28 protein-coding genes are annotated in these 25,003 nt (G+C 67.1%); 13 read left to right on the forward strand and 15 right to left on the reverse strand.

What is annotated here, in order from left to right:
- The first annotated feature begins 55 nt into the window (after nucleotides 1–55).
- Together IL252_RS05445 and IL252_RS05450 are read left to right on the forward strand one after the other, a co-directional pair.
- Nucleotides 56–331 carry a hypothetical protein gene (locus IL252_RS05445; RefSeq protein ID WP_153554424.1) on the forward strand — a complete coding sequence of 92 codons (276 nt, stop codon included), beginning with the start codon at nucleotides 56–58 and terminating at the stop codon, nucleotides 329–331.
- Nucleotides 332–729: 398 nt separating this feature from the next.
- Nucleotides 730–2,043 (forward strand): ribonuclease R family protein, encoded by a 1,314-nt coding sequence (locus IL252_RS05450; RefSeq protein ID WP_170092568.1) that lies wholly within the window; start codon nucleotides 730–732, stop codon nucleotides 2,041–2,043.
- Nucleotides 2,044–2,158: 115 nt separating this feature from the next.
- On the opposite strand, the gene IL252_RS05455 is transcribed toward IL252_RS05450, so the two are convergent.
- Nucleotides 2,159–2,524, reverse strand: coding sequence for a helix-turn-helix domain-containing protein (locus IL252_RS05455; protein WP_208627175.1), 366 nt, complete (start codon nucleotides 2,522–2,524; stop codon nucleotides 2,159–2,161).
- Between the two features lie 282 nt (nucleotides 2,525–2,806).
- On the opposite strand from IL252_RS05455, the gene IL252_RS05460 reads away from it, so the two are divergent.
- Nucleotides 2,807–2,980: a hypothetical protein gene (locus IL252_RS05460; RefSeq protein ID WP_170092570.1), complete on the forward strand. Its 174-nt coding sequence runs from the start codon at nucleotides 2,807–2,809 to the stop codon at nucleotides 2,978–2,980.
- 254 nt (nucleotides 2,981–3,234) lie between these two features.
- Nucleotides 3,235–4,200, forward strand: coding sequence for a phytoene/squalene synthase family protein (locus IL252_RS05465; RefSeq protein ID WP_208627176.1), 966 nt, complete (start codon nucleotides 3,235–3,237; stop codon nucleotides 4,198–4,200).
- Nucleotides 4,201–4,336: 136 nt separating this feature from the next.
- Here IL252_RS05465 and IL252_RS05470 read toward each other — a convergent pair whose 3' ends face one another.
- On the reverse strand, nucleotides 4,337–4,927 hold the full coding sequence (locus tag IL252_RS05470; RefSeq protein WP_012807807.1) for a 50S ribosomal protein L15e: 591 nt from the start codon (nucleotides 4,925–4,927) through the stop codon (nucleotides 4,337–4,339).
- A 227-nt stretch (nucleotides 4,928–5,154) separates the two neighbouring features.
- Between IL252_RS05470 and IL252_RS05475 the strand changes: the two genes are divergently transcribed.
- A complete protein-coding gene (locus IL252_RS05475; RefSeq protein ID WP_208627177.1) occupies nucleotides 5,155–6,063 on the forward strand; it encodes a cobalamin-binding protein in 909 nt (302 codons plus the stop codon).
- Between the two features lie 19 nt (nucleotides 6,064–6,082).
- Here IL252_RS05475 and moeB read toward each other — a convergent pair whose 3' ends face one another.
- From moeB to IL252_RS05490, 3 genes are all read right to left on the reverse strand, one after another.
- Nucleotides 6,083–6,904: a molybdopterin-synthase adenylyltransferase MoeB gene (gene moeB / locus IL252_RS05480; RefSeq protein WP_208627178.1), complete on the reverse strand. Its 822-nt coding sequence runs from the start codon at nucleotides 6,902–6,904 to the stop codon at nucleotides 6,083–6,085.
- A 36-nt stretch (nucleotides 6,905–6,940) separates the two neighbouring features.
- On the reverse strand, nucleotides 6,941–7,930 hold the full coding sequence (locus IL252_RS05485) for a methyl-accepting chemotaxis protein (protein WP_208627179.1): 990 nt from the start codon (nucleotides 7,928–7,930) through the stop codon (nucleotides 6,941–6,943).
- A gap of 82 nt (nucleotides 7,931–8,012) precedes the next feature.
- The gene (locus IL252_RS05490) at nucleotides 8,013–9,524 is read right to left on the reverse strand and encodes a carboxypeptidase M32 (RefSeq protein ID WP_208627180.1); all 1,512 of its coding nucleotides are present in this window, start codon (nucleotides 9,522–9,524) and stop codon (nucleotides 8,013–8,015) included.
- A gap of 78 nt (nucleotides 9,525–9,602) precedes the next feature.
- Here IL252_RS05490 and IL252_RS05495 point away from each other — a divergent pair, with 78 nt between their 5' ends.
- The 3 genes from IL252_RS05495 (at nucleotide 9,603) to IL252_RS05505 (ending at nucleotide 12,713) form a co-directional block, all read left to right on the forward strand.
- Entirely contained in the window at nucleotides 9,603–9,989 is a 387-nt protein-coding gene (locus IL252_RS05495) for a RidA family protein (protein WP_208627181.1), read from the forward strand.
- A 125-nt stretch (nucleotides 9,990–10,114) separates the two neighbouring features.
- Nucleotides 10,115–11,902, forward strand: a complete 1,788-nt coding sequence (locus IL252_RS05500; protein WP_208627182.1) for a PAS domain S-box protein — start codon at nucleotides 10,115–10,117, stop codon at nucleotides 11,900–11,902.
- Between the two features lie 49 nt (nucleotides 11,903–11,951).
- Entirely contained in the window at nucleotides 11,952–12,713 is a 762-nt protein-coding gene (locus IL252_RS05505) for a response regulator receiver protein (RefSeq protein ID WP_208627183.1), read from the forward strand.
- Between the two features lie 36 nt (nucleotides 12,714–12,749).
- Here the strand turns inward: IL252_RS05505 and IL252_RS05510 are convergent, their stop codons facing one another.
- Nucleotides 12,750–13,877, reverse strand: a complete 1,128-nt coding sequence (locus tag IL252_RS05510; protein ID WP_208627184.1) for a M20 family metallopeptidase — start codon at nucleotides 13,875–13,877, stop codon at nucleotides 12,750–12,752.
- 92 nt (nucleotides 13,878–13,969) lie between these two features.
- Here IL252_RS05510 and IL252_RS05515 point away from each other — a divergent pair, with 92 nt between their 5' ends.
- Nucleotides 13,970–14,971, forward strand: coding sequence for a DUF368 domain-containing protein (locus IL252_RS05515; protein WP_208627185.1), 1,002 nt, complete (start codon nucleotides 13,970–13,972; stop codon nucleotides 14,969–14,971).
- A 132-nt stretch (nucleotides 14,972–15,103) separates the two neighbouring features.
- On the forward strand, nucleotides 15,104–15,250 hold the full coding sequence (locus IL252_RS05520) for a hypothetical protein (protein WP_208627186.1): 147 nt from the start codon (nucleotides 15,104–15,106) through the stop codon (nucleotides 15,248–15,250).
- 101 nt (nucleotides 15,251–15,351) lie between these two features.
- Here the strand turns inward: IL252_RS05520 and IL252_RS05525 are convergent, their stop codons facing one another.
- The 9 genes from IL252_RS05525 to IL252_RS05565 all read right to left on the reverse strand — a co-directional run bounded on the left by IL252_RS05525 (nucleotide 15,352) and on the right by IL252_RS05565 (nucleotide 22,034).
- Complete coding sequence (locus IL252_RS05525) at nucleotides 15,352–16,614, reverse strand: MFS transporter (RefSeq protein ID WP_208627187.1); 1,263 nt, start codon at nucleotides 16,612–16,614, stop codon at nucleotides 15,352–15,354.
- Complete coding sequence (locus tag IL252_RS05530) at nucleotides 16,614–17,009, reverse strand: PIN domain-containing protein (RefSeq protein WP_208627188.1); 396 nt, start codon at nucleotides 17,007–17,009, stop codon at nucleotides 16,614–16,616. The genes IL252_RS05525 and IL252_RS05530 overlap by 1 nt, the downstream gene beginning before the upstream one ends.
- The gene (locus tag IL252_RS05535; protein WP_208627189.1) at nucleotides 17,006–17,239 is read right to left on the reverse strand and encodes a hypothetical protein; all 234 of its coding nucleotides are present in this window, start codon (nucleotides 17,237–17,239) and stop codon (nucleotides 17,006–17,008) included. Before IL252_RS05535 ends, IL252_RS05530 begins: the two co-directional genes overlap by 4 nt.
- 88 nt (nucleotides 17,240–17,327) lie before the next feature.
- A complete protein-coding gene (gene ggt / locus IL252_RS05540; RefSeq protein ID WP_208627190.1) occupies nucleotides 17,328–18,923 on the reverse strand; it encodes a gamma-glutamyltransferase in 1,596 nt (531 codons plus the stop codon).
- 86 nt (nucleotides 18,924–19,009) lie between these two features.
- Entirely contained in the window at nucleotides 19,010–19,384 is a 375-nt protein-coding gene (locus IL252_RS05545) for a VOC family protein (RefSeq protein ID WP_208627191.1), read from the reverse strand.
- Nucleotides 19,385–19,487: 103 nt separating this feature from the next.
- Nucleotides 19,488–20,294 carry an energy-coupling factor ABC transporter ATP-binding protein gene (locus IL252_RS05550; protein WP_208627192.1) on the reverse strand — a complete coding sequence of 269 codons (807 nt, stop codon included), beginning with the start codon at nucleotides 20,292–20,294 and terminating at the stop codon, nucleotides 19,488–19,490.
- Nucleotides 20,291–21,088, reverse strand: coding sequence for a cobalt ECF transporter T component CbiQ (gene cbiQ, locus IL252_RS05555; RefSeq protein WP_208627193.1), 798 nt, complete (start codon nucleotides 21,086–21,088; stop codon nucleotides 20,291–20,293). The genes IL252_RS05550 and cbiQ overlap by 4 nt, the downstream gene beginning before the upstream one ends.
- Nucleotides 21,088–21,396, reverse strand: a complete 309-nt coding sequence (locus IL252_RS05560) for a PDGLE domain-containing protein (RefSeq protein WP_208627194.1) — start codon at nucleotides 21,394–21,396, stop codon at nucleotides 21,088–21,090. The genes cbiQ and IL252_RS05560 overlap by 1 nt, the downstream gene beginning before the upstream one ends.
- The gene (locus IL252_RS05565; RefSeq protein WP_208627195.1) at nucleotides 21,393–22,034 is read right to left on the reverse strand and encodes an energy-coupling factor ABC transporter permease; all 642 of its coding nucleotides are present in this window, start codon (nucleotides 22,032–22,034) and stop codon (nucleotides 21,393–21,395) included. The genes IL252_RS05560 and IL252_RS05565 overlap by 4 nt, the downstream gene beginning before the upstream one ends.
- Nucleotides 22,035–22,140: 106 nt before the next feature.
- On the opposite strand from IL252_RS05565, the gene nikR reads away from it, so the two are divergent.
- From nikR to IL252_RS05580, 3 genes are all read left to right on the forward strand, one after another.
- Nucleotides 22,141–22,551 (forward strand): nickel-responsive transcriptional regulator NikR, encoded by a 411-nt coding sequence (nikR, locus tag IL252_RS05570; RefSeq protein ID WP_012807829.1) that lies wholly within the window; start codon nucleotides 22,141–22,143, stop codon nucleotides 22,549–22,551.
- Between the two features lie 90 nt (nucleotides 22,552–22,641).
- Nucleotides 22,642–22,884 (forward strand): hypothetical protein, encoded by a 243-nt coding sequence (locus IL252_RS05575; RefSeq protein ID WP_012807830.1) that lies wholly within the window; start codon nucleotides 22,642–22,644, stop codon nucleotides 22,882–22,884.
- Nucleotides 22,885–22,938: 54 nt separating this feature from the next.
- Nucleotides 22,939–24,825 carry a PINc/VapC family ATPase gene (locus IL252_RS05580; RefSeq protein ID WP_170092592.1) on the forward strand — a complete coding sequence of 629 codons (1,887 nt, stop codon included), beginning with the start codon at nucleotides 22,939–22,941 and terminating at the stop codon, nucleotides 24,823–24,825.
- Nucleotides 24,826–25,003: the final 178 nt, after the last annotated feature.

The raw sequence follows: 25,003 nt of genomic DNA on the forward strand, positions 1-25,003 counted from the left end.
AGTGCCTCACTAGCGGGGCAGATACTATAAGTGGGATGGCGTACAACCCGAATATATGCTCGGTTCCCGGAGTTCCCGGGACGTCGTCACCTGCATCGCCTGCGGGGAGTCGGTCTCCCGGTCCGACGCGCGCGAGTACGACAAACACGGCGACCGCTGGGACCGCACGGACAAGGAGTTCGAGTACCTGTGCAAGCCCTGTCACAGTGACCTGACCCACCAGCCACGACCCGGGCTGGAAGACCTCCTCGAAACAGTCGAAGCAGACGCCGACGATCGGGACTCGTTCCTCCAGCGGTACGTCGAACTGGCCGAAGAGAAACGCCGCTAACGGCGGTCGTCCTTTCGAGACACTCCTTGCTGTTCGCGAGTCGCCGCTCTGCACCGCACAGCTCCGCTACTCACGGCTCACTCCGTTCACCGCTCGCATTTCCGAGGGCCGCAGTTCACTGCGTTCACCGCGCTCCTTGCTGTTCGCGGACTGCCGCTCTGCACCGCACAGCCCCGCTGCTCACGGTTCACGCCGTTCACCGCTCGCATTTCCGAGGGCCGCGGTTCACTCCGTTCACCGCGCTCCTTGCTGTTCGCGGACTGCCGCTCTGCACCGCACAGCCCCGCTGCTCACGGTTCACGCCGTTCACCGCTCGCATTTCCGAGGGCCGCGGTTCACTCCGTTCACCGCGCCCCTCGCTCACAACGCATATCTGTCCACTCCCCGTACCCAGCGCCATGACAGACGAGGACGCGCAGGCCGAGGCCGGCACGCCGGAGGGGCAAGGCCCCGTCGAGATCGACGAGGAGATGGCCCGTCACATGGCCAACAAGCGCGAGGAGCTGTTCGAGAAGTTCGAGATCCGCGACGCGTTCCCGCCCGAGGTGATGGAGGAGGCCGAAGCGCGGACCACCGACGTGCAGGCCGAGATCGCCGACGAGGTCGACGAGCGCGAGGACCTGCGAGAGCTGACGACGTGGACCACGGACCCGATCGACGCACAGGACTTCGACGACGCCATCTCCGTCGAGGAGCGAGACGACGAGTACGTCCTGTGGGTCCACATCGCCGACGTGACCCACTACGTCAACCCGGACACGGCGATGTGGGAGGAGGCCGTCGAGCGAGGCAACACCGTCTACCTGCCCGGCTACACCATCCACATGCTGCCGCCGATGCTGGCCGAGACGGTCTGTTCGCTCGTCCCCAACGAGGATCGGCTGGCCCACACCGTCGAGATGCACCTCGACAAGGACGATCTGGGCTACGAGGAGATCGACATCTACAAGTCGGTGATCCGCAGCGACGCCCGGCTCACCTACACCGAGGCCGAGCGCCTGCTCGACGAGCCCGAGACGGCCGCGGACCTGCTCGAAGACCAGCGCGTCGATCTGGCCGAAAAGACCGAACTCATCTGGAACCTCGCGGACGCGATGCACGAGCAGCGCAAGGAGGAGGGATCGCTCGTGCTCAACCCCGCCCGAGACCGCGCCCACACCATCATCGAGGAGTGTATGCTCAAGGCCAACAAGGCCGTCACGCACGAGCTGATGTGGGATCGCGGCGTCGAGGCGATGTATCGGGTCCACCCCCAGCCCAGCCCCGAAGAGTGGGACGAGGCCCTCGTCGAGATCCAGGAACTCGACGGCGTCTCGATCCCCGGCGACGCCTGGGACGACCCACGGAAGGCCGTCAACGCGACGCTGGAGCAGGCACCGGGCCGACAGCTGGACAAGATCCAGTGGGCCGTCATGAAGGTGATGCCCCGCGCAAAGTACATGAACGACCCCTTCGGCGGCCACCACGCCCTGAACTTCGAGATCTACGGGCACTTCACTTCGCCGATCCGACGGCTCTCGGACCTGATCAACCACTGGATCGTCTACACGAACGACGTGCCAGAGGACCTGATCGCGCTGTGTGATCGCGCCAGCGACAAGCAGAAGGCGGCCGAGACCTGCGAGCGCGAGTACAAGCAGTTCCTCGAAGAGATCGGGCTCGATCCCTCTGCGGTGAACAATCGCGGGCTGGAAGTAGTGGACGAGGACTGATCGACCCAGCGAGCAGTCCGTTCTGTAAGTCGTCGATCAGTGCGAGTGAGGACTGATCGGCACAACGAGCGGTCCGTTCTGTGAGTCGCCGATCAGTGCGGTTTCGGACGACGACTCACTCCCCAGAATCGTCGGTGCGGTCGAGATATCGCGTGCCCCACTCGTCCATCGCAGTGACCACTTGCTCCAGCTCTTCGCCCCACTCCGTCAGCGAGTACTCCACCCGGACCGGCTTGTCGTCGATGACGGTCCGGTGGACGATATCGCGTTCCTGTAGGTCGTCGAGGCTCTCGGAGAGGACCTTGTCCGAGATCCCGTCCACGCTCTCTTTCAGGTCGTTGAAACCGAGCGGTCCGTCGCGCAGCAACTCGACGACGATGCGTGGGTGCCACTTTTTCCCCACGATCGCCGCCGCCGCAGTCAGTGGGCCCATGTCGTGTCCCCCGTTTCCCACCGAGTACTCGTCCCCCGTTCTGTCCATGCAGTGTACGGCGGGCCCCCGCCAAATAAATACTGCAGTTCCCGGAGAGTATTTTTCACAGCTTGGAGAGTGGAAAGCCCATCGATGAGTGAGCGCGGACTAATAATATTAGAATTATACGAGACATATTCGAGAGTGTGTCGCGTGACCACGGGGTGTGTTCGGAGCGGTTTATCGGCGTCAGATTTTAGTGAGAATCGCGCGTAGAGACACACGAGGAGGTGAATAGTGATGACTGCCAGTACGAAACGGAGACTGCCTCGGAACAGTAATCGAACTGCGTTGTCGCGGTACGACCTCGTGCTGGCCGTCATTCCGACGGCCTTCGTCGTCGCGCTGCTGTCGAACGTCCTCTTTGGCATCCCGCTCCGAACGGTGTTGCCGGCCAGTTCGCTGGTCGGCGTCCTCGCGCTCGCCGACACGCTGTACTTCAATCCGCCGATCGACGGGACCTGAGACGGACGGGCGAGCAACCTCTGTGCGTCGGAACCGCTGGTGATCGGTGCATCGAAGCGGTGGGGACAGACCGCGAGCGAGTGCAGACGGCGGGATCTCGCCAACCTGGTTGGGCACACGTTTTATGAGTCTGGTTACCGTATATAACAGTCACGTGACCATCTCACTCTCGTCGGTCGACCGTTTCAATCCCGACGAGGCAACCGGATTCGACGACTGGCACCGCCTGTAGATCCCGACAAAATGCACTTCCAATGGTAGACACTGACGATATCAAGACGAGTAAATCGATTCAACAGCGCACTGGCCGGACCTTCCACCTGGCGACCCGCGTGCTCCCCAAGCGGATCCGCCACGCCACGTACGTCCTCTACGCGTTCTTCCGGGTGGCCGACGACGTGGTCGACCAGCCCGACGGTCCGGGGGCGGCGGTCCAGCACGAGCGCCTCGAAGAGATCCGAGAGGCCGCCCTCGGCCACGCCTCGGCGACGGGCGAGGACGCGGCGGTGCTGGAAGCGTTCGCGGAGTTACGCGAGCGTCACGACATCCCCGACGAGGAGGTCAACGTCTTCATCGACGCGATGGAGATGGACATCGCCCAGGCTCGCTACGAGACGTTCGAGGACCTCGTGGAGTACATGCGCGGGTCGGCCGTCGCCGTCGGCAACATGATGATGGACGTGATGGACGTCGAACAGCAGGAGACGGCGCGGCCACACGCCGCGGCGCTGGCCGAGGCGTTCCAGCTGACGAACTTCCTCCGAGACGTGCGCGAGGACATCCACGAGTACGGTCGGGTCTACCTGCCCCAGGCGACGCTTGCGGAACACGGCGTCACCGAGGACGACCTCGCCGAGGCGAACGTCACCGACGACTTTCGGGCAGTGATGCAGACGGAGCTGGCCCGGACAGAACAGCTGTACCACGAGGGTGTCGCCGGGATCAGGTACCTCCCCGAAGACAGCCAGTTCGCCGTGCTCCTGTCGGCGGTGCTGTACGCCGAACACCACCGACTCATCAGAGCACGGGGCTACGACGTGCTCACCGAGACGCCCGAACTCACCCGCCGTCGACGACTCTGGCTGCTGGCCCGGACCTGGTGGCACTGGCGTCGCCACCACGATCCCGAGGCCGCGTTCTACGCGGTCAGTGCGATCTCCGAGCCGTCGCCCGCCGCGGAGACGCCAGTCGGCGTCCGAGATTCGAGCCAGCCGGCCTGACGCTCCCAGTCTGTAGCGCCGGTCCGGAGTTGCGACCCTCCCGTTTTACTGTCCGGCAGCATGTGAGCGGGCGCTCCTCGTCGGTGAGTTCGGCGGCTGACGGACGAGTGAACGAAAAACGAAAAACGGGCGAGCGTTACTTCCCGCGGCCGCGGTTGCTACGGAGGCTCGGGCGGATGTGTTCGGCACCCTTGCCGCGCGTGTCCAGTCCGCGGTTGCGCTTGCCGGCACCGGTCAGGCCGCGCAGCGCGCGGTCGGTGTGGTCGTCGTCTGCGATCCAGCCCAGGTCGTCGTCGTTCTGGATCGCGGGGTGTTCGGGGTCGACGAGGATGATCTCGTGCCACTTCTGGCGGCCGTCTTCCCCGACCCAGTAGCTGTTGAGCACGCGGAGGTTCGGGTACGTGCGAGTGGCCCGTTCCTCGGCGACGCGCTGGATGTCCTTGCGGCGCGTGATGCGGGTGACGCCCTGGCGCTTCGAGCGTCGACCGGCCTTGAATCGCTCCTTGCGAGCGCCGCCCTTGCGGACGGACGTTCGCACGACGACGACGCCCTGCTTTGCCTTGTAGCCCTGCGAGCGGGCCTTGTCGAGGCGGGTCGGGCGTTCGATGCGCTCGATAGCGCCCTCTTCGCGCCAGTCCTGCTGTCGCTGCCACTGGAGTTCGGCGAGCTTGCCGTCGTCTGGGTTCTGCCACGCTTCTCGAATGTAGGAGTACGAACTTCGTGCCATGTGTGTATCACCACGGGCGTTGCGTGGTTCAACGCCGGAATCGTCCGGAGTCACATCCCGACCTGTACGACCCGTCGATCGGTCCATGCAGGTGCCCGCTGGTGCCCGTCGTCCAGCGAGTTACCCACTGCTTCCCGGCTTGCGCCCTTAAGCCATTCGAAGCTGATCGAGACGGACCCCCGTGTGACCACCAACACGCTGATTGCCGACCGGTCGCAACGGGTGGTATGCGCGTCGTCACGCTGTTGCCGTCGGCGACCGAGATCGTCTACGCCCTCGGCGTCGAGCCGGTCGGCGTCTCCCACGAGTGCGACTATCCCCCGGCTGCCAGCGAGCAGCCGTCGGTGAACCGCTCGCGGGTCGATCCGACGGCCGCGAGCGGCGAGATCAACGAGCAGGTCGCCGCCGCGGAAGACGATGGAGTCTACGCCATCGAACGAGAGACCCTGGCCGCGCTCGATCCCGACCTGATCGTCACGCAGGGCGTCTGTGACGTGTGTGCCGTCGACCACGTCGTCGTCGAAGACGCGGTCGTGGAGCTCGGTCTCGACGCGGAGGTGCTGACACTCGACGTTCACACGCTCGACGACCTCTTCGAGTCGATCCAGCACATCGGAGACGTACTCGGCCGTGGCGAGCGGGCGAACGAGCTGGTCGGCGACTTGCGCTCGCGGGTGGCCGCGGTCGAGACGACGGCCGCACGAGCCGAGTCGACGCCGAGCGTCGCCGTCCTCGACTGGACGGAGCCGGTCATGGTCGCCGGCCACTGGGTGCCCGAGATGGTCACCACCGCCGGTGGCGAGTACGGGCTGGAGTCGGCGGGCGCACACTCGCGGCCCCGCGAGTGGGACGAGATCAGAGCGTACGATCCCGAGCGGCTGATCGTCTCGCCCTGTGGGTTCGACCTCGCGCAGATCCGCGAGAACCTCGCAGACCTGACCGAGCGGCCGGGGTGGGCAGAGCTGTCGGCAGTCCGGAACGGGCACGTCACGCTCGTCGACGGCCACCACTACGTCAACCGGTCGGGACCGCGCCTCGTCGACACGCTGGAGTTCCTCGGCTGGGCGATCCACCCGGCTCTGTTCGATCGACCGCCGAGAGACGCCGTCAGCGAACTGGAAGCGGTCCAGCATTGAGACCGCGACGAGCGCGCCGTCAGTCGCCGGCAGCGTCCGGGAGCGAGCAGCGGCCGTCGTACTCGGCTTCGGTAACCGAGGACAACACCGGCTCCGACCCACAGACCGGGCAGTCCGGGTTCGGCGCGATCGGCACCTCGTCGACGCTCATCTCGCTCGCGTCGTACACGAGCAACCGTCCGTCGAGGCTCTCGCCCTCGTCGAGGAACCACTTGACGACCTCCGTCGCCTGGAAACAGCCGATCGTCCCCGGCAACACACCCAGCACGCCGGCAGTCGCACAGTCGGGGACGGCCCCCTCCGGCGGTGCCGACGGGAACAGGCAGCGATAGCAGGGTCCCTCGCCCGAGAACGTCGTCACCTGCCCTTCGAAGCGATAGATCGCGCCGTGTGACACCGGCGTTCCGGCCAGCGTGCAGGCGTCGTTGACCAGGTACCGGGTCCCGAAGTTGTCGGACGCGTCGACGACGAGGTCGTAGTCGGCGATCAGCTCGTCGGCGTTGTCCCGCGTGAGGCGGGTCTCGTAGGTGTCGACGGTCACGTCGGGGTTGCGGTCGGCGACGAACTCGCGGGCGCTGTCGACCTTCGGTCGGCCCACGTCGTCGTCGGTGTGGAGCACCTGCCGCTGGAGGTTCGACCGTTCGACCACGTCGTCGTCGACGATGCCCAGTCGTCCGATGCCCGCGGCCGCGAGGTACTGGAGCACCGGCGAGCCCAGGCCACCGGCACCGACGACGAGGACGCTGGCGTCCAGCAGTGCCGCCTGGCCGGACGGCCCGACATCGTCCATGATGACGTGGCGCGAGTACCGGTCGAGCTGCTCGGGATCGAGATCGACCATGGCGAAAGTGGACCGCCGAGAACAATAAGCCGTGCGCTACCGCTGGGCCTGCCAGTCGGCGACGAGCTCGTCGACGGCGCGGTTGATGTCTGCGATCTGTTCGGTCTGGTCGTCGGCTTCCTCGGCGATTGCGGCGGTCGACTCGGCGATCTCCTCGGCGGCGGCCGTCGCCTGGTCGACCATGCTCGCGACTTCCTCGGTGGAGGCGGCCTGCTGGTCGGTCGCGCTCGCGACCTCCGCGATCCCGTCGTTGACCTCCCGGACCGCGTCGCCGATCTCGTCCAAGATCTCGACGGACTCCTCGACGGATTCGATCCCCTCGTCGATCTCGGCGTTGGACGTTTCGAGGCTGTCGACGGCGTTTTCGGTGTTGCCCTGGATGCGACCGACCATCTGCTCGATCTCGCTGGCCTCGGACTGGGCCTGCTCGGCGAGTGACTTGACTTCGTCGGCGACGACGGCGAAGCCTTCACCGGCTTCACCGGCACGCGCGGCCTCGATAGAGGGGTTGAGTGCCAGCATGTTCGTCTGGTCGGCGATGTCGTTGATCACCTCGACGATCTCGTCGATCTCCGCGACGCTTTGCTGGATGGTTCGGACGTCTTCGGTCACGCTGTCGGCGGCTCCCTGTATTCGCTCCATCGCGCCGTACACGTTCTGTGCGTTCTCCTGGCCCCGATCGGCCAGCGCCGTCGCTTCCTGTGTCGCCGTCGAGACCTGTTCTGAGGAGGAGGCGATCTCCTCGACGGCCGCGCTGAGGTTCGACACCTCGTCGGCGATCTGGCTCATCCCCTCGTGCTGTTCGGCCGCTCGGCCCCGGATGTCGTCGACTTCCGTCGCGATGTCTTCGGACGACGCCTGTAGTTCGGCGATCGAGCTCTGGATCTCGCTGGCAGCCTCGTTGTCGTAGCCCGCCTGCCGATCCACCCGCTGCTCGATCTGATCGTCGATGTCCGTATCGAGGTCCTCGTCGATGTCACTGGCTGTCGAGAGGTCCGGCTCCGCCTGGGGCTCGGTGTCTGACATTGGTAGCCGTTTGCCGCAGTTCGGTTAAAAATGGTGTGCACAACAGAATCAAACGAGAGAATCGGCCGACGTCGTCGGAGCTTCAGCAGTCGTACAGGTCGCGGTACTTCGACTCGGCGTACTCGAGGAAGTAGTCGGCGGTGAATGGTTCGCCGGTCGCTTCCTCGATGAGGTCGTCGGTCTCGTAGCGCGCGCCGTGGCTGTGGACGCTGTCCGTGAGCCACCCGTGGAGGTCGTCGAACTCGCCGTCGCGGAGCTGTCCGTCCAGATCGCCGATGTCGTCTTCGGCAGCGGCAAACAGCTGTGCGGCGAGCACCGACCCCAGCGAGTACGTCGGGAAGTAGCCAAAGGAGCCGTGGCTCCAGTGGATGTCCTGTAGGCACCCCTCGGCGTCGGTTTCGGGCCGGACTCCGAGGTACTCCTCCATCTTGTCGTTCCAGACCTGCGGTACCTCGGACACGTCGAGGTCGCCGTGGATCAGGTCCCGCTCGATCTCGAAGCGCAGGACGATGTGCATGTGGTAGGTCAGTTCGTCGGCCTCGACGCGGATGAGGTTGTCCGGGTGGACCGTGTTGGCCGCCTCGTAGTACTCACGGGGCGTGGCCGACGTACCGAGGTGGTCCTCGACGGTCGGCGCGAAGCCCTCCCAGAACGGCTGGGAACGCCCGACGTGGTTCTCCCAGAGTCGAGACTGGGACTCGTGGACCGAGAGATCTCGGGACTCTCCCAGCGGCGTCCCGTAGTGTTCGTCGGGGAGCCCGAGCGTGTAGGTGGCGTGGCCGAACTCGTGGATCGTCGAACTGAGCGCCCCGAGTGGGTCCGCCGGATCGAACCGCGTAGTCACGCGGGCGTCGAACTGCGTCCCCGTCGAGAAGGGATGGGGAGCGGTGTCGAGTCGCCCGCGGTCCCAGTCGTAGCCGAGATAGTCCAGGGCCGACCGGACCAGGTCCTCCTGTGAGGCCTCGTCGTAGCTCCCCTCGAAGGGATCGGCCAGCGTCACGTCGCTGTCTTCGATGTCGTCGATCAGCGGGACGAGCGTGTCGCGGAGGTCTTCGAGTGCCGCCTCGGCGGTGTCGAGCCCGAGGTACGGTTCGTACTCCTCGAACAGGACCGCGTACGGATCTCGGTCGGGGTCGATCGCCTCGGCGTACTCGCGCTTGAGCTGGACTAGCTCTTCGAGCGTGTCGGCGTAGATCTCGAAGTCGTCCTCTGCCTTGGCTTCCTTCCAGACCGGCAGCGCGTTCGACGTGGCTTCGGAGATGCGCTGGACCAGGTCGCTCGGGACCTTCGTCTCGCGGTCGTGCTGGCGGCGAATCTCGCGGACGACCGCTTCCCGCTCGGGATCGAGGTCCGACCCCTCCAGTTCGGCCAGCCACTCGGCCACGTCGTCGTCGGTCAGGAGGTCGTGCGAGAGCGTCGACAGCGCCGCCGACTGCTTCGAGCGGGCGGGTGTCCCCTCCTCGGGCATCATCACTTCCTGATCCCACTGGAGGACACCCGCGGCGTCGTCGACGTACGTCAGCTGCTCGACGTGAGCGCGGAACTGCTCGTAGGTGTCTGGCGTCTCCGGCTCGGCATCGGCTTCAGTTGCCATGCGACTGTGTTACAACGGCCGTCGTATAATCCCCGCGACGAGGGAAAGATTCACAGCCTCTCTGGTCGGGCCGTCGGTATGGAACGCGAGACCGTCGACAGCGGCACCGAGTGGGAAGCCGAAGTCGGCTACTCCCGAGCGGTTCGAGTCGGGGATCGAATCGAGGTGTCGGGGACGACCGCCACCGACGAAGACGGCGCTGTCGTCGGCGTCGGCGATCCGTACGCACAGGCCACGCAGGCGATCGAGAACGTCGAGAGCGCGCTCGTCGAGGCCGGTGCGACACTCGACGAGGTGGTCAGGACGCGCGTGTTCGTGACGGATATCGACTGTTACGAGGCAGTCGGTCGCGCCCACCGCGAAGCGTTCGGTGACGTGGGGCCAGCGACGAGTATGTACGAGATCGAGCGCCTCGTCGATCCGGACCTGCTCGTCGAGATCGAAGCCGTCGCGATCAGGGAGTGAACGGGCCACTCACGTGACGACGACCCGAGCGAAGCGAGCCCGCTCGACGGCGGTGTCGGCCCCCAGTTTCACGACCGATAACGAGGGGAGCAGTACTATAACTGTTCACCTGATTGGTACTAGCCATGGCACCGAGTCACACAGATCCCTCGCGGCTGCTCCACGTCGGCGAACGCGAGGCGTTGCTCCGGGAGGCGAGCGGTGCAATCGACGCCGTGCGAGGCGAGGTGTCGGTGACGACCGTCGGCAGTGTCGAGGCGGCCGGCGAGCAGATCGACCACGGCGATGTCGACTGTATCGTCTACGAACACGGTGCCAGCGGGGACGAACCGGAGTCGCTCCGGAAACTGGCCGATCAAGCGACGGCGACTCCGTGGCTGTTCCTGACGAGCGACGAGACGGCCGTCGACGACGCCTTGCGGGCCGGTGCGAGCGACGTGGTCGTCCTACGTGAAGACACCGGCCGACGGCTGCTGTCTCGACGACTGGAACAGCTCCTCGCCCGAGAGCGGTCCGACGAGCGCGACGTACAGGAAGCAGGGTCGACGGACAACGAAGCGTTGCGGTCGGACCAAGCTGCGACCGATCTCCTGCTGGACACGCTCGACGACGTGTTCTACCTCGTCGGCACCGACGGGACGCTCGAACGGTGGAACGAGACCCTCAAGACCGTCACCGGCTACTCGGACGCGGAGCTGGCGGAGATGAACGCGATCGATCTCTTCGAGAAGTCGGACAGAGAGCGAATCGACGAGGCCGTCGCCGAGACGCTCGAAGACGGCGCAGCGAGCGTCGAGGCGTCGTTCGTGACCACGGACGGAGAGACGATCCCCTACGAGTTCACCGGCGCGAGACTCGTCGACGACGGCGACGTGCGCGGGCTCGTCGGAATCGGACGCGACATCTCGGAACGGAAGGCCCTCGAAGCGGAACTCCGGCGGAAAGCGAGCTTGCTGGATCACATCTTCGACCAGGTACCGACCGCGCTGTACGTCAAGGACACCGAAGCCCGTCACGTCCGGATGAGCGAGTTTCACTCGGACGCCGAGGGGACCCTCGGGAAGACGGACCCGGAGGTCTACGGAGAGACGGAGTACACCGAGTCGACGTACGCCGACGACATGCGAGTCATCGAGGAGGGCGACCGGATCATCAACCAGGAGGAGTTCAACCCCAGAACCGGCGAGTGGTCGCTCACGTCGAAAGTCCCCTGGCGAACAGAGGACGGCGAGATCCAGGGACTGATCGGCGTCACCCGGAACATTACGGAGAAAAAAGAGTACGAACAGAAGCTGAACCTCCGGAACCGGGCGATAGCGGAGGCACCGATCGGAATCACGATCCACGACGCGATGGAGCCACCGGGCCGAATCGTCTACGCGAACGACAGCTTCCAGTCGCTGACGGGCTACGACGAGTCGGCGCTGGACGGGGAGGACCTCACGATACTGGCCGGTGCGGAGACGGAGCCCAGTCAGCTCGATCGGCTCGACACCGCGTTCCACGACAGCGAGTCGAGGTCGCTCGTCGCACTCCTCTACCAGAGAGACGGAACGCCGTTCTGGGGCCGTGTCACCGTCGCGCCGGTGACCGACGACGACGGCGAGGTGACGCACTTCGTCGGGTTCCTCCAGGACGTGACAGAGACCAAAGAGCGTGCAGAAGAGATCGAGCGACGGCTCGACGAGTTCGGCGAACTCATCGCAGAGGAGCTACGGACACCGCTACAACGTGCCGAACAGTCCGTCGCGGCGATCGCCGACCCCAGCCAGCAGGCTGCCGTCGAGAACGCAGTCGAGTCGATTCGGCGGGCCGACAAGCTCGTCGACGACCTGGCGACGGTCCACTCGTTCTCGGTCAAGTCACGCGACGTGTTCGAGACGGCGTCGACGAGCCAGGGTGAGGACCGATGAGAGGGCACGCTCGCCCGAAGACAGCCACAGACACCTGAGAGAACGACCGATGGACTTCCCGGCAAACAGCGTCGTCGTCTTCGAGGAAAACAGGACGCGCGGAGAGCTGTATTCGCTCTGGCTCGACGAGTACGACGTGGACGTGGCCGCGACCAAACGGGAGGCCGATACGGCACTTGACGGTGCCGTCGTCGTCGCCGTCCTGAATCAGGGGTTCGCGGACGGTGCCGCCTCGAAGCTGCTGGAGATCGTCCGGTCGCGCGCACCGCTCTGTCGCGTCGTCGCGACGCGGGAGCGGTCGGACCCGTTTCCCGACCTCAACGTGGACCACCAGCTCGTCAAGCCGGTGTTCGAGGAAGAGCTGGTCGATCTCGTCGAGACGCTCCTCTGCCGGGCGAACTACCACCTCGCACTGAGTCGGTACTACCAGACGAACGTCGATCTGTCCTCCTTCGAGATCCACGACGGCGACCACCCGCCGGACAGAACCCAGTACGACGAACTCCAGCAGCGGGCCTCCAAGCTACAGAAGTTCATCGCCCGCCTGACCAAGCAGATGGAACAGGAGGACATCCGCGCCGTCAAGCGCGACATCCTCCTGGAGCGCGACATCGAGGAGACAGACAGTACAGAGAAAATCGACAGCAAGTACCGGCCAAAGAAGTGTACGAACTGCGGCCAACGGTGGGACGGCGACGCCGACGGGGACCCCGCGGTCACACAGCTCGGTGCGTACGTCTGGCGGTGTGGGGGCTGTGGCCACGTCCAGATGGCGGCAGATCCCAGCCACCAGCACGTCAACCGCTGGTAGCGGGCGACACGCGAGCGACGAGCCGGCAACGGATCGCTACCCCGCGATCTCACTCGCCACGTCGCGATAGATCGCCACGCAACGCTCCAGCACGTCGATCGAGACGGACTCGTCTGCGGTGTGGGCCTCGCCGGGCTGGGCCGGCCCGACGACGACGCAGTCGGTCCCAGCGCCCGCGAGGTTGCCGGCGTCGGTCGCGTGGGGCTTGACGACGTGTTCGGGCGCGCCGTCCTGTGCCGCGGTGGCCGCTTCCAGCACGAGGTCGGCGAAGGCCCCGTCGTCGCAGGCCATCGGCGGGAGGTCCTGGTCGACGGTCCACTCGACGCCGTCGATCGCCTCGACGCGTTCGACGGGAGCCCGCTCACCGGGCACCGTCCGCTCGTCGACGGTCACCGCACACGATTCGGGGATGACGTTCCACGCGCTCCCGCCGTCGATCTCCGTGACGGCGACGCTCCCGCGGACCTCCCGGCCCATCACCGTCGTCGACGGAAACTGGAGGTCCCGCACCACGTCGACCGCGTCGCTGGCCCGGTAGATGGCGTTCTCGCCGCTCTCGACCTCGCTGGCGTGGGCGGCTCTGCCGGTGGCCGTGATCGTACTGCCACGGCGGCCCTTGTGGGCGACGGCGACGTCCGTGACGCCTTCGGCGGAGTAGCCCGTCGAGCCCTCGCCGACGACGGCGTAGTCGGGCGCGAACCCATCGTCGACCGCGGCCGCCGAGCCCAGACAGCCCGACTCCTCGGCGACGAACGAGACGAAGACCAGTTCCGCGTCGAGATCGGTCGCGTCGACCGACTCGAACGCCAGCATGGCGGCGGCGACCGCACCCTTCATGTCTGCGGTTCCGCGGCCGTAGAGGCGGCCGTCGCGTTGTTCGACGCGGTAGGCACCGCCGTCGGTGACCTGTAACTCGTCGGGCGGCACCACGTCGTGGTGACCCGCCAGCGCGAGCGACGTCCCGCCCGCGCCGTCGCGGGCCTGGCGGTCCTCCTCGGGGTCGACGCCCGGCCCTTTGCGCGCGAAGACGTTGCCGTGCTCGTCGCGGAAGACGGCACTGTCGGTGTGCTCACGGAGCCACTCCTCGACGAAGTCGCCCGCGGTGGTCTCGTCCTCGTGGCTGGGAATCGAGACCAGGTCGCGGGTGAGTTCGGCGACGTGCATACCCGAACAGAGAGTGGCAGACACAAAAGGCTGTAGCGACCAGCGTGGAGAGTCCACAAGAGCCATTGTGTACACGGGTGAACAGGCGTCCAATGACGACCTCGTCGGACGAGGCGACCGAGCCCGTCTTCAGTTCGGTGCCGCCCCTGCGTCGCTGGCTCAAGACGTTCGTGGTCGGCCTGTGTATGGGGTCTGCCGACGCGACGCCGGGCATCTCCGGTGGCACCGTCGCACTGATTATGGGCATCTACGAGCGCCTGATCGCTGCGATCACGGCGATCACGCCCGAGCGAGCGATGCGGTTTCTCCGCGCGCTCTCGCCCGGCGGCGGCGTCTCGATCCGAGAGGCCGTCGCCGTCCTCGAAGAGGTCGACGTGTGGTTCCTGCTGGCGCTGGTCGGCGGCGTCGGCACCGCCGTCGTGATCGTCGCCCGGATCGTCCACGTCGCCAGCGAGGAGACGCCGGTCCTGCTGTACGGCGTGCTGTTCGGCCTGATCGGCGCGTCCGCTCTGATCTTGCTGCGAGCGCTCAGCATCGAGACCGCGACTCACGCGGTCGCCGCCGCGTCGGGGTTCGTCCTCGCGTTCGTCCTGTCCGGTCCCGCCTCGCCGCTGGGGACCGACGGACTGCTGGTCGTCTTTGTCGGCGGTGCCGTCTCGGTGAGCGCGATGATCCTGCCCGGCATCTCCGGCTCGCTCCTGCTGGTCGTGCTCGGCCAGTACGAGCGGTTGTCCGGCGCGTTGACGACGTTCGTCGACGGTCTGCTGGCCGTCCTCACCGGGCGACCGGCGGCGGGACTGGTCGACGCCGGGACGGTCGTCGTCACGTTCATCCTCGGCGGGCTGGTGGGCCTGTTCACGATCTCGCGAGTGATCCGGCGGGCGCTGGACAGGAACCGGGGGGCGACGCTTGCCTTCCTCGTCGCGCTGGTCGTGGGCGCGTTGCGAGCGCCGATCACCGAACTGTCGAGCCGGGAGGCAGTCACCTGGACGACGGAGACGATCGGCGTCTTCGCCGCCGTCGCGGCCGTCGGCGCAGTGGTCGTCCTGGTGCTGGACTGGTACGCCGTCGATCTCGACTTCGAGGCGGTGTGAGCGACAGATCACTCGCATCGTCAACTAGAGGGTAGTATTATAGGACAGGCCTACAGATATCACGCCCATTACCTCGAAGATCGTCGGATTATGAGAGGAATAATTAAGAGTGTCGGGACGAATGGGGTATCCATGGCGGATCGTTTCAGCTACCGGGAGATTCGCGCGATGGAACGCGAGTACTGCCGCGAGAACGACAACATCGTCGGGTTCTTCGGCGGTACCGACGACAGCGGGACGGAGCGACCGTCGAACGACGACGAGCAGCGAAGCCGCTGATACTGTCGGGGGTCCATCTGTGACCGATTTCGCCACCCCGAAGTGGCGAGTCGCTGCACGAAGTGACAGCCAGCAGGACGAAGCCGGACACCGCCGCGGTGTCAGGCGGGTTCTCGTCGGGTGCCGATCCGTGACAGTGCCACGGCCAGCGCCGCGCCGAGTACCGGGAAGGCCGCCAGCGCGAGGAAGGTCCCGTCGGTGCCGACCGCCGAGAGGAGGATGCCGGACAGCGCCGCACCGCCCGCACCGACGCCGAAGTTCGCCAGGTAGGTGAACCCGTAGGACAGCCCCCGGTCGTCCGGCGGGCTGTACTCGGCGATGGTCGCCTGGTAGAGGGGCTGGATGGCAAAGAGGACAAAACCGAGCACCGCGCTGACGGCGAGCAGCGGTCCGAGACCGGCCCGGGCGGCCGGGACGAAAAGCACCGCGACGATCGCGAGGGCGGCGAAGACCCCGATCAGGCCCGTCGTCACCGAGATCCGGTCCGTGAGCTTCCCGCCAGCGTACTGGCCGGCGATCCCGACGGTGAGCAACCCGGCGTAGACGTAGGAGGCGAGGTCGAACTCCTCGGCCATCGGACTGCCGGGCTCGAAGAGGCGAACGTAGTCGGTGATCGGCGGGAGAAAGCCGCCGAGCACGTCCGGCAGGAAGGTGAGGACGCCGCGGTAGAACACGCCGTTCATCAGCACGACGCAGATTGCCAGCGCGAAGCCCGCGGTAAACAGCGTCCGCGTGCCGGTGACGAACTCGCCGAGCGAGGACGGCCCCCCGTCGCGGCCCTCGTCCTCGCCGCCGTCCGTGCTGACAGCCGCCATCTCGTCGAACTCGGCGGTTACCGCGTAGCCGACCGCGAGTACGGCGGGGATCGAAAGCAGGCCCGCGACGGTCCGCCAGTCGAAGGCCAGCAAGAGCAACGCGGTCGCCAGCGGTCCGAACGCGATCCCGACGTTGCCGGCCATCCCGTGGTAAGCGAAGCCGGTGCCACGCTCTGACACGCCCGTCGAGAGCAAGGAGAGCCCGGCCGGGTGGTAGACGCTGGCGGCGACGCCCCACAACCCCAGCGCGAGGGCGATCGTCGGGATGCCGGGCGCGAATCCGAGCAAGAGGAACGACCCCCCCATCCCGAGCAGACAGCCGATAACGACGGTGCGGGCGCTCAGCAGGTCGGCGAGCACGCCACCCGGGAGCGCGCCGATACCGAAGAGGGCGTAGCCGACGGCGACGATCGTCCCGAGCAGCGCCGTCGTCGTCGAGAACTGCTGGAGCCAGACGACGACGAAGATGGGGATCGACAGCTCGTAGGTGTGGACCGTCGCGTGTGCGAGCATCGCGAAGCCGACGATCGAGCGGTCGTTGTCGTTCATCAGTAGGTCCCGACGGGGACGCCGAGTGTCTCGAAGTCGCCCGGATTTGCTGTGAGGACTGGCTCGTCGAGAATATCTGCGACGGCACCGATGTACGCGTCGTTCGTCTCGACACCGCTGTTCCCATCGGCATCCCGATCAGCGTCGGCGAGCAGTCGGCTCGCAGTCCGGGCAATCTCCTCGTCGACATCGACTCGGGGATAGCCCAGGAGCGCGTTCTGGACCTGTCGACGTTCTTCTTCGCTCGCCGTGTAGGCGACCCCGTAGTAGACCTCGGCGACGACGGGCGTCGGGAGCCACTGGACTTCCCCGCTGTCGGTCAGTTCCCTCCCGCGATCGATAGCTGTACGCTCGCCGTCCATCAGATCGAACACGTACGACGAATCGAGAATCACTCGTCGAATGCCTCCCGCGCCCGCTCCAGTCGGTCCTCGTCACGGCCGCCAAACCGCTCGGCAGCTGCCCGCGCTTCGTCGACCTGCTCCGACAAAAGAATCCCGGCGAGAGCTTCCGGTTCGGGTTCGCGAGTCAACCGTCTGAGCGTCTCGAACATCGTCTCGTCGTCCCGGTTGTGGGCTTTGACCCACGCGTGGTACTCGTCCGGAACCCGGATCATCTTGCTCATGGTGTAAATCCCGATTTACAGAGTGAAAAATCTGCTGCAGCGCCACCCCGGGGTGGCGAAATCATTTACAGATGTACAGCCGGCAGTATCAGAACCCGACGCTGCTCCCGTCCTTGCGCGGTTCGGTCGCGCCCGACAGCGTCCCGTCGGGTTCGCGGCGCGCGATCTGGCCGCCGCCGAACTGCCGGGGCGGGAGGACGGCCACGTCGTGTTCCCGTCGGGCGAGGTCGGCACCGATCTCGCCGGCCAGCCGTTCCTCCAGCGCGAGGCGACCGTCCTCCATGTAGCGCCAGCGCGGCGCGTCGAAGGCCCGCTGGAGGGGCATCTCGTCGTCGATGAGGTTGCTGAGGACCTGGACGTGGCCCTGCGGTTGCATGTACCCGCCCATGACGCCGAAGGCGGCCCAGTCCTCGTCGTCGAGTTCGACGAGGCCGGGGATCAGCGTGTGGAACGGCTTCTTGCCGGGTTCGAGCGTGTTCGGGTGGTCCGGGTCGAGCGAGAACGACGCGCCGCGGTTCTGGAGGACGATCCCCGTGTCGGGGACGACGACGCCGCTGCCGAAGCCGTTGTACAGCGAGTTGATGAAGGAGACGACGTTGCCCGCCTCGTCGGCGACGGTCAGCAAGACCGTGTCGCTGTCCTCGTCGGGGAGTCCCGGCCCGCCGACACTGACCTCCCCGGCGGTGTCCCCAACCGTCGCCGCCCGCTCGCTCGCGTACGCCGGGTCGTGGAGGTCCGGAACGGACTCGAAGTCGGGGTCGGTGATGTAGTGGTGGCCGTCGTGGAAGGCCCGCTTCATCGCCTCGGCGAAGTAGTGGACGCGCTCGGGCGAGCCCGCCGGGTGGTCTCCAGCGCCCAGTTCCGCGGCGACGTTGAGCGCCTCCAGCGCGATGAGTCCCTGGTTGTTCGGCGGTAGCTCGTAGACGGTCGCGCCGTCGTACGTCGTCGAGACGGGATCGACCACGTCGGGGGTAAAGCCCGCGAGGTCGTCGGCCGAGAGGAGACCGCCCTCGGCCTGCACGGCGTCGCCGATCTGCTCCGCGATCGCGCCCTCGTAGAAGGCGTCGGCTCCCTCGCGGGCGACGGTCTCGAACGTCTCGCCCAGCCCCGGCAGCGTGACGGTCTGGCCCACGTCGGGTGCCTCGCCGCCGGGCAGGTACGCCTCGCGGCCGGCGTCGCTGACGAACCGCTGGGCACAGGCGGCCCAGGCGTCGGCGATGACCTCGCTGACGGGGTACCCCTCCGTCGCGTACTCGATGGCGGGCTGGAGCACCTCATCGAAGGCGAGCCGACCGTGTTCCTCGACGGTGTGCTCCCAGCCCCGCGCCGCGCCCGGAACCGTGATCGCCAGCGGCCCGAAGTCGGGCATCTCGCCGTCGTCGACGCGGTCCCGGACGGCCTCGCGTGTCGCCCGCTCGGGTGCGCCCCCACAGCTCCGGAGCGCCCCCACCTCCCCGTCGGCCGTGCGATACAGCGCGAAGGCGTCCCCGCCGATACCGGTGCTCATTGGTTCGACGACGTTCAGCGCCGCCGCCGTGGCGACGGCCGCGTCGAAGGCGTTGCCGCCCGCACGGAGGAGCCTGATGCCCGCCTGTGCGGCCAGTGGCTGGCTCGTCGAGACGACGCCGCGGTTCGCGTAGACGGTCGAACGACGCGAGTCGAACCGATCGAGGTCTGGGTCCATACTGCTGGCAAACGGTGACACGGGCAAAAACGTTGGTCCAGACCCCCATACTGCCGGAACTGTGGCGACGGTCCTGCTGGCTCGGACTATCCAGATCCTTCGCTGGAGCCGACCGACGGCGTTTCGTGCTGAAACGCCTGGACTTCGACGGTCCGGCCGTCCGGATCGGTCGCGAAAAACTGGTAGATCCCGAACTCGTCGTTGGCCTCGGGCCGACCGGTGGCCACGTCGGCGAGGTCGGCGTGGCAGTCGTCGACGGCGGCCTCGTCTTCGAGGACGACAGTGACGATCCCGTCGGTTTCCGTCTCGGTCCCGTCGCAGAAACCCACGAGGAGGGTGTCGTACGAGAGGATCGTACAGCCCCCCTCCTGTTCGAGCCACACGTCGAAGCCGAGTCGATCGGTGTAAAACGAGACGGTCTCGGCACGGTTCTCGGTCCGGAAGAAGACGATCCCAGACATACCGTCACCGAGACGGGCCAACCACGTGAGCGTGCCGGCTGTGTGGTCCCGGCTCGGCGTGTGGGGAGTCGATCGCCGGGTGTCGCGGCCAGGGCGGGGCGCGTCAGTCCCGGCACAGCCGTTCGACCGCTTCCTCGACGCGGACCGGGAGGTCCTCGAAGCCCGCCCGGTCGAACAGTTCGACGACGGTCGGGGGCGCGAGGCCGGCCTCGCGGAGTCGGTCGACGTCGGTCAGCACCTCGCGGGTCGATCCCGTCGCGACGACGCGCCCGTCGCGGCCGAGCAGCACGACCCGGTCGGCCACCGCCGCGACGAGGTCGGTGTCCGGTGTCGACGTGACGATCGTCACGCCGTCGTCGGCGAGATCGTCGAGGAGATCGAGCAGTGCGGCCTCGTTGTCGCCGTCGACGTTCGACAGCGGTTCGTCCAGCAGGAGGACCTCCGGGTCGACCGAGAGGACGCTGGCGATGGCGGCGCGGCGCTGCTCCCCGCCGCTCAGCCGGAACGGGGGGCGATCGAGGAGGTGTTCGAGGTCGAACCGCCGGGCGAGCTCGGCGACCCGCCGATCGGCTTCGGCGGCCGACAGCCCCAGCTGGGAGGGGCCGTACTCGATGTCTTCGCGCACGGTCGGGTTGAACAGGTACTCGCCGGGGTCCTGAGTGAGCACGCCCAGCCGGTCGCGAACGGCGTCGGCCGGCTGGTCCGTCCCGAAGTAGCGAACAGCGCCGTCGTCGGGCGCTAACAGCCCGCCAAGCAAGAGCAAGAGCGTAGACTTGCCCGCGCCGTTGGGGCCGAGCAGCGCGACCCGTTCGCCGGCCTCGATCGTCAGGTCGACGCCGTCGACGGCGGTCGTCCCGTCCTCGTACCGGTAGGCCAGTCCCGACGCTTCGATCACCGGGGCCGCCGTCACGCGGCGATCACCCGAACCACGACGGCGGCGACGAGCAACAGTGCGAACGCCGCGTCGGCACGGCCCAGCGACCCCGACCGGTCGTACGGTCGCATGCGCGTGCCACCGCGAGCGCGAGCGGCCCGCTGGACCCGTTCGCCGCGGTCGAGCGAGCGCAGGAGGAAGGTGCCCAGAAACGAGCCCGACCGCGCCCAGCGACTCTGGAGCGAGCCACGCGAGAACGTGCGGCTCCGGCGAGCGTGGGCCATCCGTTCGAGTTCCCGGAAGAACAACAGTAGCGACCGGTACGTGACCGCGAGGAGAGTGATCGCCAGCGGCGGGACCCGAAGGCGACGCAGGGCGGTCACCAGCGGGCCGAAGCCGGTCGTCAGCAACAGCACGGACAGCAGTGCGAGCGAGGCCGTCACGCGGACCAGGAAGACCGCGACGTAGCTCACTCCCGTCGCCGAGAGCGAGAGCGGGCCGAGCGCCGCGACGGTCGGTCCCGGCTGGAGGACGGCCTGTGGCGCGACGACGGCGGCCGAGGCCAGCACTGGCAGTGCGATCCGTCGGCCGAGCGTCAGGGGCGCGATCCGCGAGCCGATCGCCAGTCCCAGCGGGAGGGCGACCAGCCCACAGAGGATCGCGAGGTCGTCGGTCACGACCGCGATCACGAGAAGCGAGAGGACGCCGACCAGCTTCAGCGCCGGGTCGACGGCCTGCATGAAGCCGTCGCGTCGCGGCGTCCGGGTCGTCACGAGAAACGACTGGGCCTCGTCGCTGACCGCCGCGACGGTGCGGTCGAGTGCGTCCATCAGTCGGCGAGCAGCCGTGCGATCGCCGTGGCGACGACGAGGGTCAGCGCCGTCCCGACGACTGCCGAGACGAACGTCCCCACCAGCGGGTCGACGCCGGGGATCGTGTAGTCCGGCAGCAGTCCGGGGTTGTAGGTCACCTCGTGTGCCATCGCACCCGTGCGCTCTGCGGCGTTCTCCAGTGGTTCTGCGTAGCCGACTCGGCCGGCCGCCCACGCGAACAGCGGCGAGGCCGCGACGAGTGCGCCGATCGCGAGCAGGCTCCGGCGAACCCACGAACGGTCCCAGGCGTCGCTGGCGACGCTCACGCGGCCACCTCCGTCGTCGTCGCGGTCGGGAACAGATCCGGCCGGGCGTCGGCGACGTAGCGGTAGACGACGGCCGTGATCCCGCCCTCGATCAGCCCCAGGAGGAGGTGACCGACCCCCATGATGGAGACGGTCGTCACCAGCTCGTAGGCGAACGCCGAGGAGGCACCGAGCTGGAGCGCGGCGGCCACGGCACCGACCGTGATCCCCAGCCAGCCGGCGACGAAGGCGGCCACGAACTCGTTGTGGCCGGCCAGCAGCCGGTAGAGAGCGTAGCCGACGTACACCTCGACGACGGCCATGTTCAGGACGTTCGCGCCGAGGACGACGAGCCCGCCGTCACCGAACACGAGCGCCTGGATCGTCACGACGGTGGCGACACAGAGCGCACCGAGGTGGGGACCGAGCAAGATCGCGGCGAACGCGCCGCCGACGAAGTGAGCGCTGGTGCCGCCGGGAATCGGCCAGTTGAGCAGCTGTGCAGCGAACAGGCCGGCGGCGACGATACCGAGCACCGGCGCAGTGGTGTCCGTGAGGTCGCCGTCGGCACGCCGTGCGGCGACGACGAGCGTCCCGCCAGCGAGGACGGCACAGACGACGGCGATCCACAGATCGAGGAATCCGTCCGGAATGTGCATACGCTCCGGTCCGAGCGGGGAGAAATAATACTTTCTCATTGCTCAGTAATACTCGGGGAGAGCGCAGTTGGACACGCTCTTGCCCGCCCCCGTCGTAGCCGGGGTCATGAGCGACGATCTGGACCGGATCAGTCTCACGCTCCCGGCAGAGATGACCACGCGACTCGACGACATCGTCGACGACTGGGAGTACGACAGCCGTTCGGAGGCGATCAGAGACGCTCTGCGTGACTTCTTCGGTGCCTACGAGTGGGAGTCGGCCGACGACACCGTCCACCACGGCACCGTCGTCGTCGTCCACGACCACCACGTCGACGGGATCGCCGACCAGCTTCAGACGATCCAACACGAGATGGCCGACCTGATCACGTCGGTCCAGCACATCCACCTCTCGCACGACACCTGCATGGAGACGCTGGTCGTCGAGGGGGCGGGCACTGCGATCACCGAACTGGCGAACCGCCTGCGGGCGATCGGCGGCGTCAATCAGGTCAAGGTCGTCGTCGTCGGCGACTGATCGCGCCGGGCGTCGGGGAGCGCCGCGTCACCACCGCCCCGAACTGCGAACCCACCAAGCTATTACGACGGCGTGAGCGTCCCGTCCCGTATGCCGGCCAAATCAGGCGCTTCACACTCGACGGGCTATCTCGTCAGCGTCGTCGTCAGCGGACTGTTGATCGAACACATCCTGGCGTTCGCGCCGTCGTTCCGACGCGTGTCCCGGATCGCCGGTGAGCTCCTCACCGCGTACACGAACGTCCCGATCTCCGAGGAGGCCGCCGGAATGTTGCTCGTGACTGCGGTCCTCGTCGGCGTCTGGGGCGTCGGCTACCACCTCTATCGGCACTGAGGGCTGTCGTGCCGCGAGGGACGGGCTTTTTACCACCTGTCCCGAAGGCAGGATATGGATATTGTACCGGACACGAGCGTGGTCATCGACGGCCGCGTGTCCGAGCGGATCGAAGCCGACGCGGATCCCGACTCCGAGGTCGAGGGGACGGGCTTTGCGGGCGCGACCGTCGTCGTCCCCGAAGCGGTCGTGGGCGAACTCGAAGCACAGGCCAACGACGGCCGAGAGACCGGGTGGGAGGGGCTCGAAGAGCTCCAGCGCCTGGTCTCGCTGGACGAGGACGGCACCATCGACGTGGAGTACGTCGGCCGTCGCCCCGACGCCGTCGAGAAGCGCGAGGCCGGCGAAGGCGAGATCGACGCGCTCATCCGGGACGTGGCACAGGACCGCGGGGCGACGCTGGTGACCAGCGACGACGTGCAAGCCGAGGTCGCCAGCGCGAAGGGCATCCCAGTGGAGTTTCTGGACCCGATCGAGCGGACGGTCGATCGCCTGACCATCGAGAACTTCTTCGACGAGGCCACGATGAGCGTCCACCTCAAGGTCGGCGTCGCGCCCTTCGCCAAGCGCGGGTCGATCGGCGACATGGCCTACCAGCCGATCCGAGACGACCCCGCGACCGAGGAGGAGCTGCGATCGTACGCCGCCGACATCGAGGAGGCGGCCCACGCCAGTCCCGAAGGGTTCGTCGAGCTGTCCGAGCCGGGCATGACGATCATCCAGTACCGGGACTTCCGGATCGCCATCGCGCGTCCGCCCTTCTCGGACGCCCTGGAGATCACGGCCGTCAGACCGATCGTCAAGACGGAGCTTGACGACTACGAGCACGCCGACGAACTGCGCGACCGGCTCACCGACCACCAGCGGGGCGTCCTCATCTCGGGCTCGCCCGGTGCCGGGAAGTCGACGTTCGCCCAGGCCGTCGGGGAGTTCCTCGTCGACGCCGACTACGCAGTCAAGACGATGGAAAAGCCCCGCGACCTCCAGGTCGGCGACGAGATCACCCAGTACACCGAGCTTGGCGGCTCCATGGAGAAGACCGCCGACTCGCTGTTGATGGTCCGGCCGGACTACACCATCTACGACGAGGTGCGCAAGACCGACGACTTCGAGGTCTTCGCCGACATGCGACTGGCCGGCGTCGGGATGATCGGCGTCGTCCACGCGACGCGGGCCATCGACGCCCTGCAACGGCTGATCGGCCGTGTCGAACTCGGGCTGATCCCACAGATCGTCGACACCGTCATCTACATCGAGGCCGGCGAGGTCCACACCGTCTACGACGTGACGACGGAGGTCAAGGTCCCCGACGGCCTGATGGAGGAGGACCTGGCTCGCCCGGTCATCCTCATCCGAGACTTCGAGACCGGCGAGCCCAAGTACGAGATCTACACGTTCAACCGGCAGGTTGTCACGGTGCCACTGGACGACGGGGACGGCGGGCCGGGCACCGACTCGGGCGTCGACCGCATCGCGAAACAGGAGATCGAGCGGGAGATCCGCTCGATCGCACACGGCCACGTCGAGGTCGAACTCAAGAGTCCCGACACCGCCGTCGTCTGGGTCGAAGAGAGCGACATCTCGCAGGTCATCGGCAAGGGCGGCGGGCGCATCACGGACGTGGAGAACCGCCTGGGCATCGACATCGACGTGCGCACGCTGGCCGAGAAGCCGAGCGGCTCCTCGGCGTCGAGTACCTCCGGTTCGGGCGCGAACGCTCCCGGCCAGATCGTCACCCCGGAGATCACCTCCCGACACGTCCAGATCCCGATGGACGGCCACCAGGGCGACACCGTGGAAGTGCAGGCCGACGGCGAGTACCTCTTCACCGCGACGGTCTCGCGGGGCGGCGAGATCCAGGTCTCGCGTGGCTCTGCCATCGCCGAAGAGCTAGAGCAGGCGATCGACCGCGGCAAGACGATCACGGTCGTTCCATCGTAGCGAACGCATCCGCGCCTCTGGCGCGGTTCACAGCCACGAGCGAAGCGAGTGGCTGCCTTTTTCATCGACGTTTTTGCAAGTGGGGTGCCCGCAGCGAACGGAGTGAGCGAGGACATCCCCCGCAGCAAAAAGGTCGTGGAGCAGGCCATCGACCGCGGCAAGACGATCACGGTCGTCC

This window comes from Halomicrobium sp. IBSBa (assembly GCF_017612575.1).
GTDB lineage: Archaea > Halobacteriota > Halobacteria > Halobacteriales > Haloarculaceae > Halomicrobium.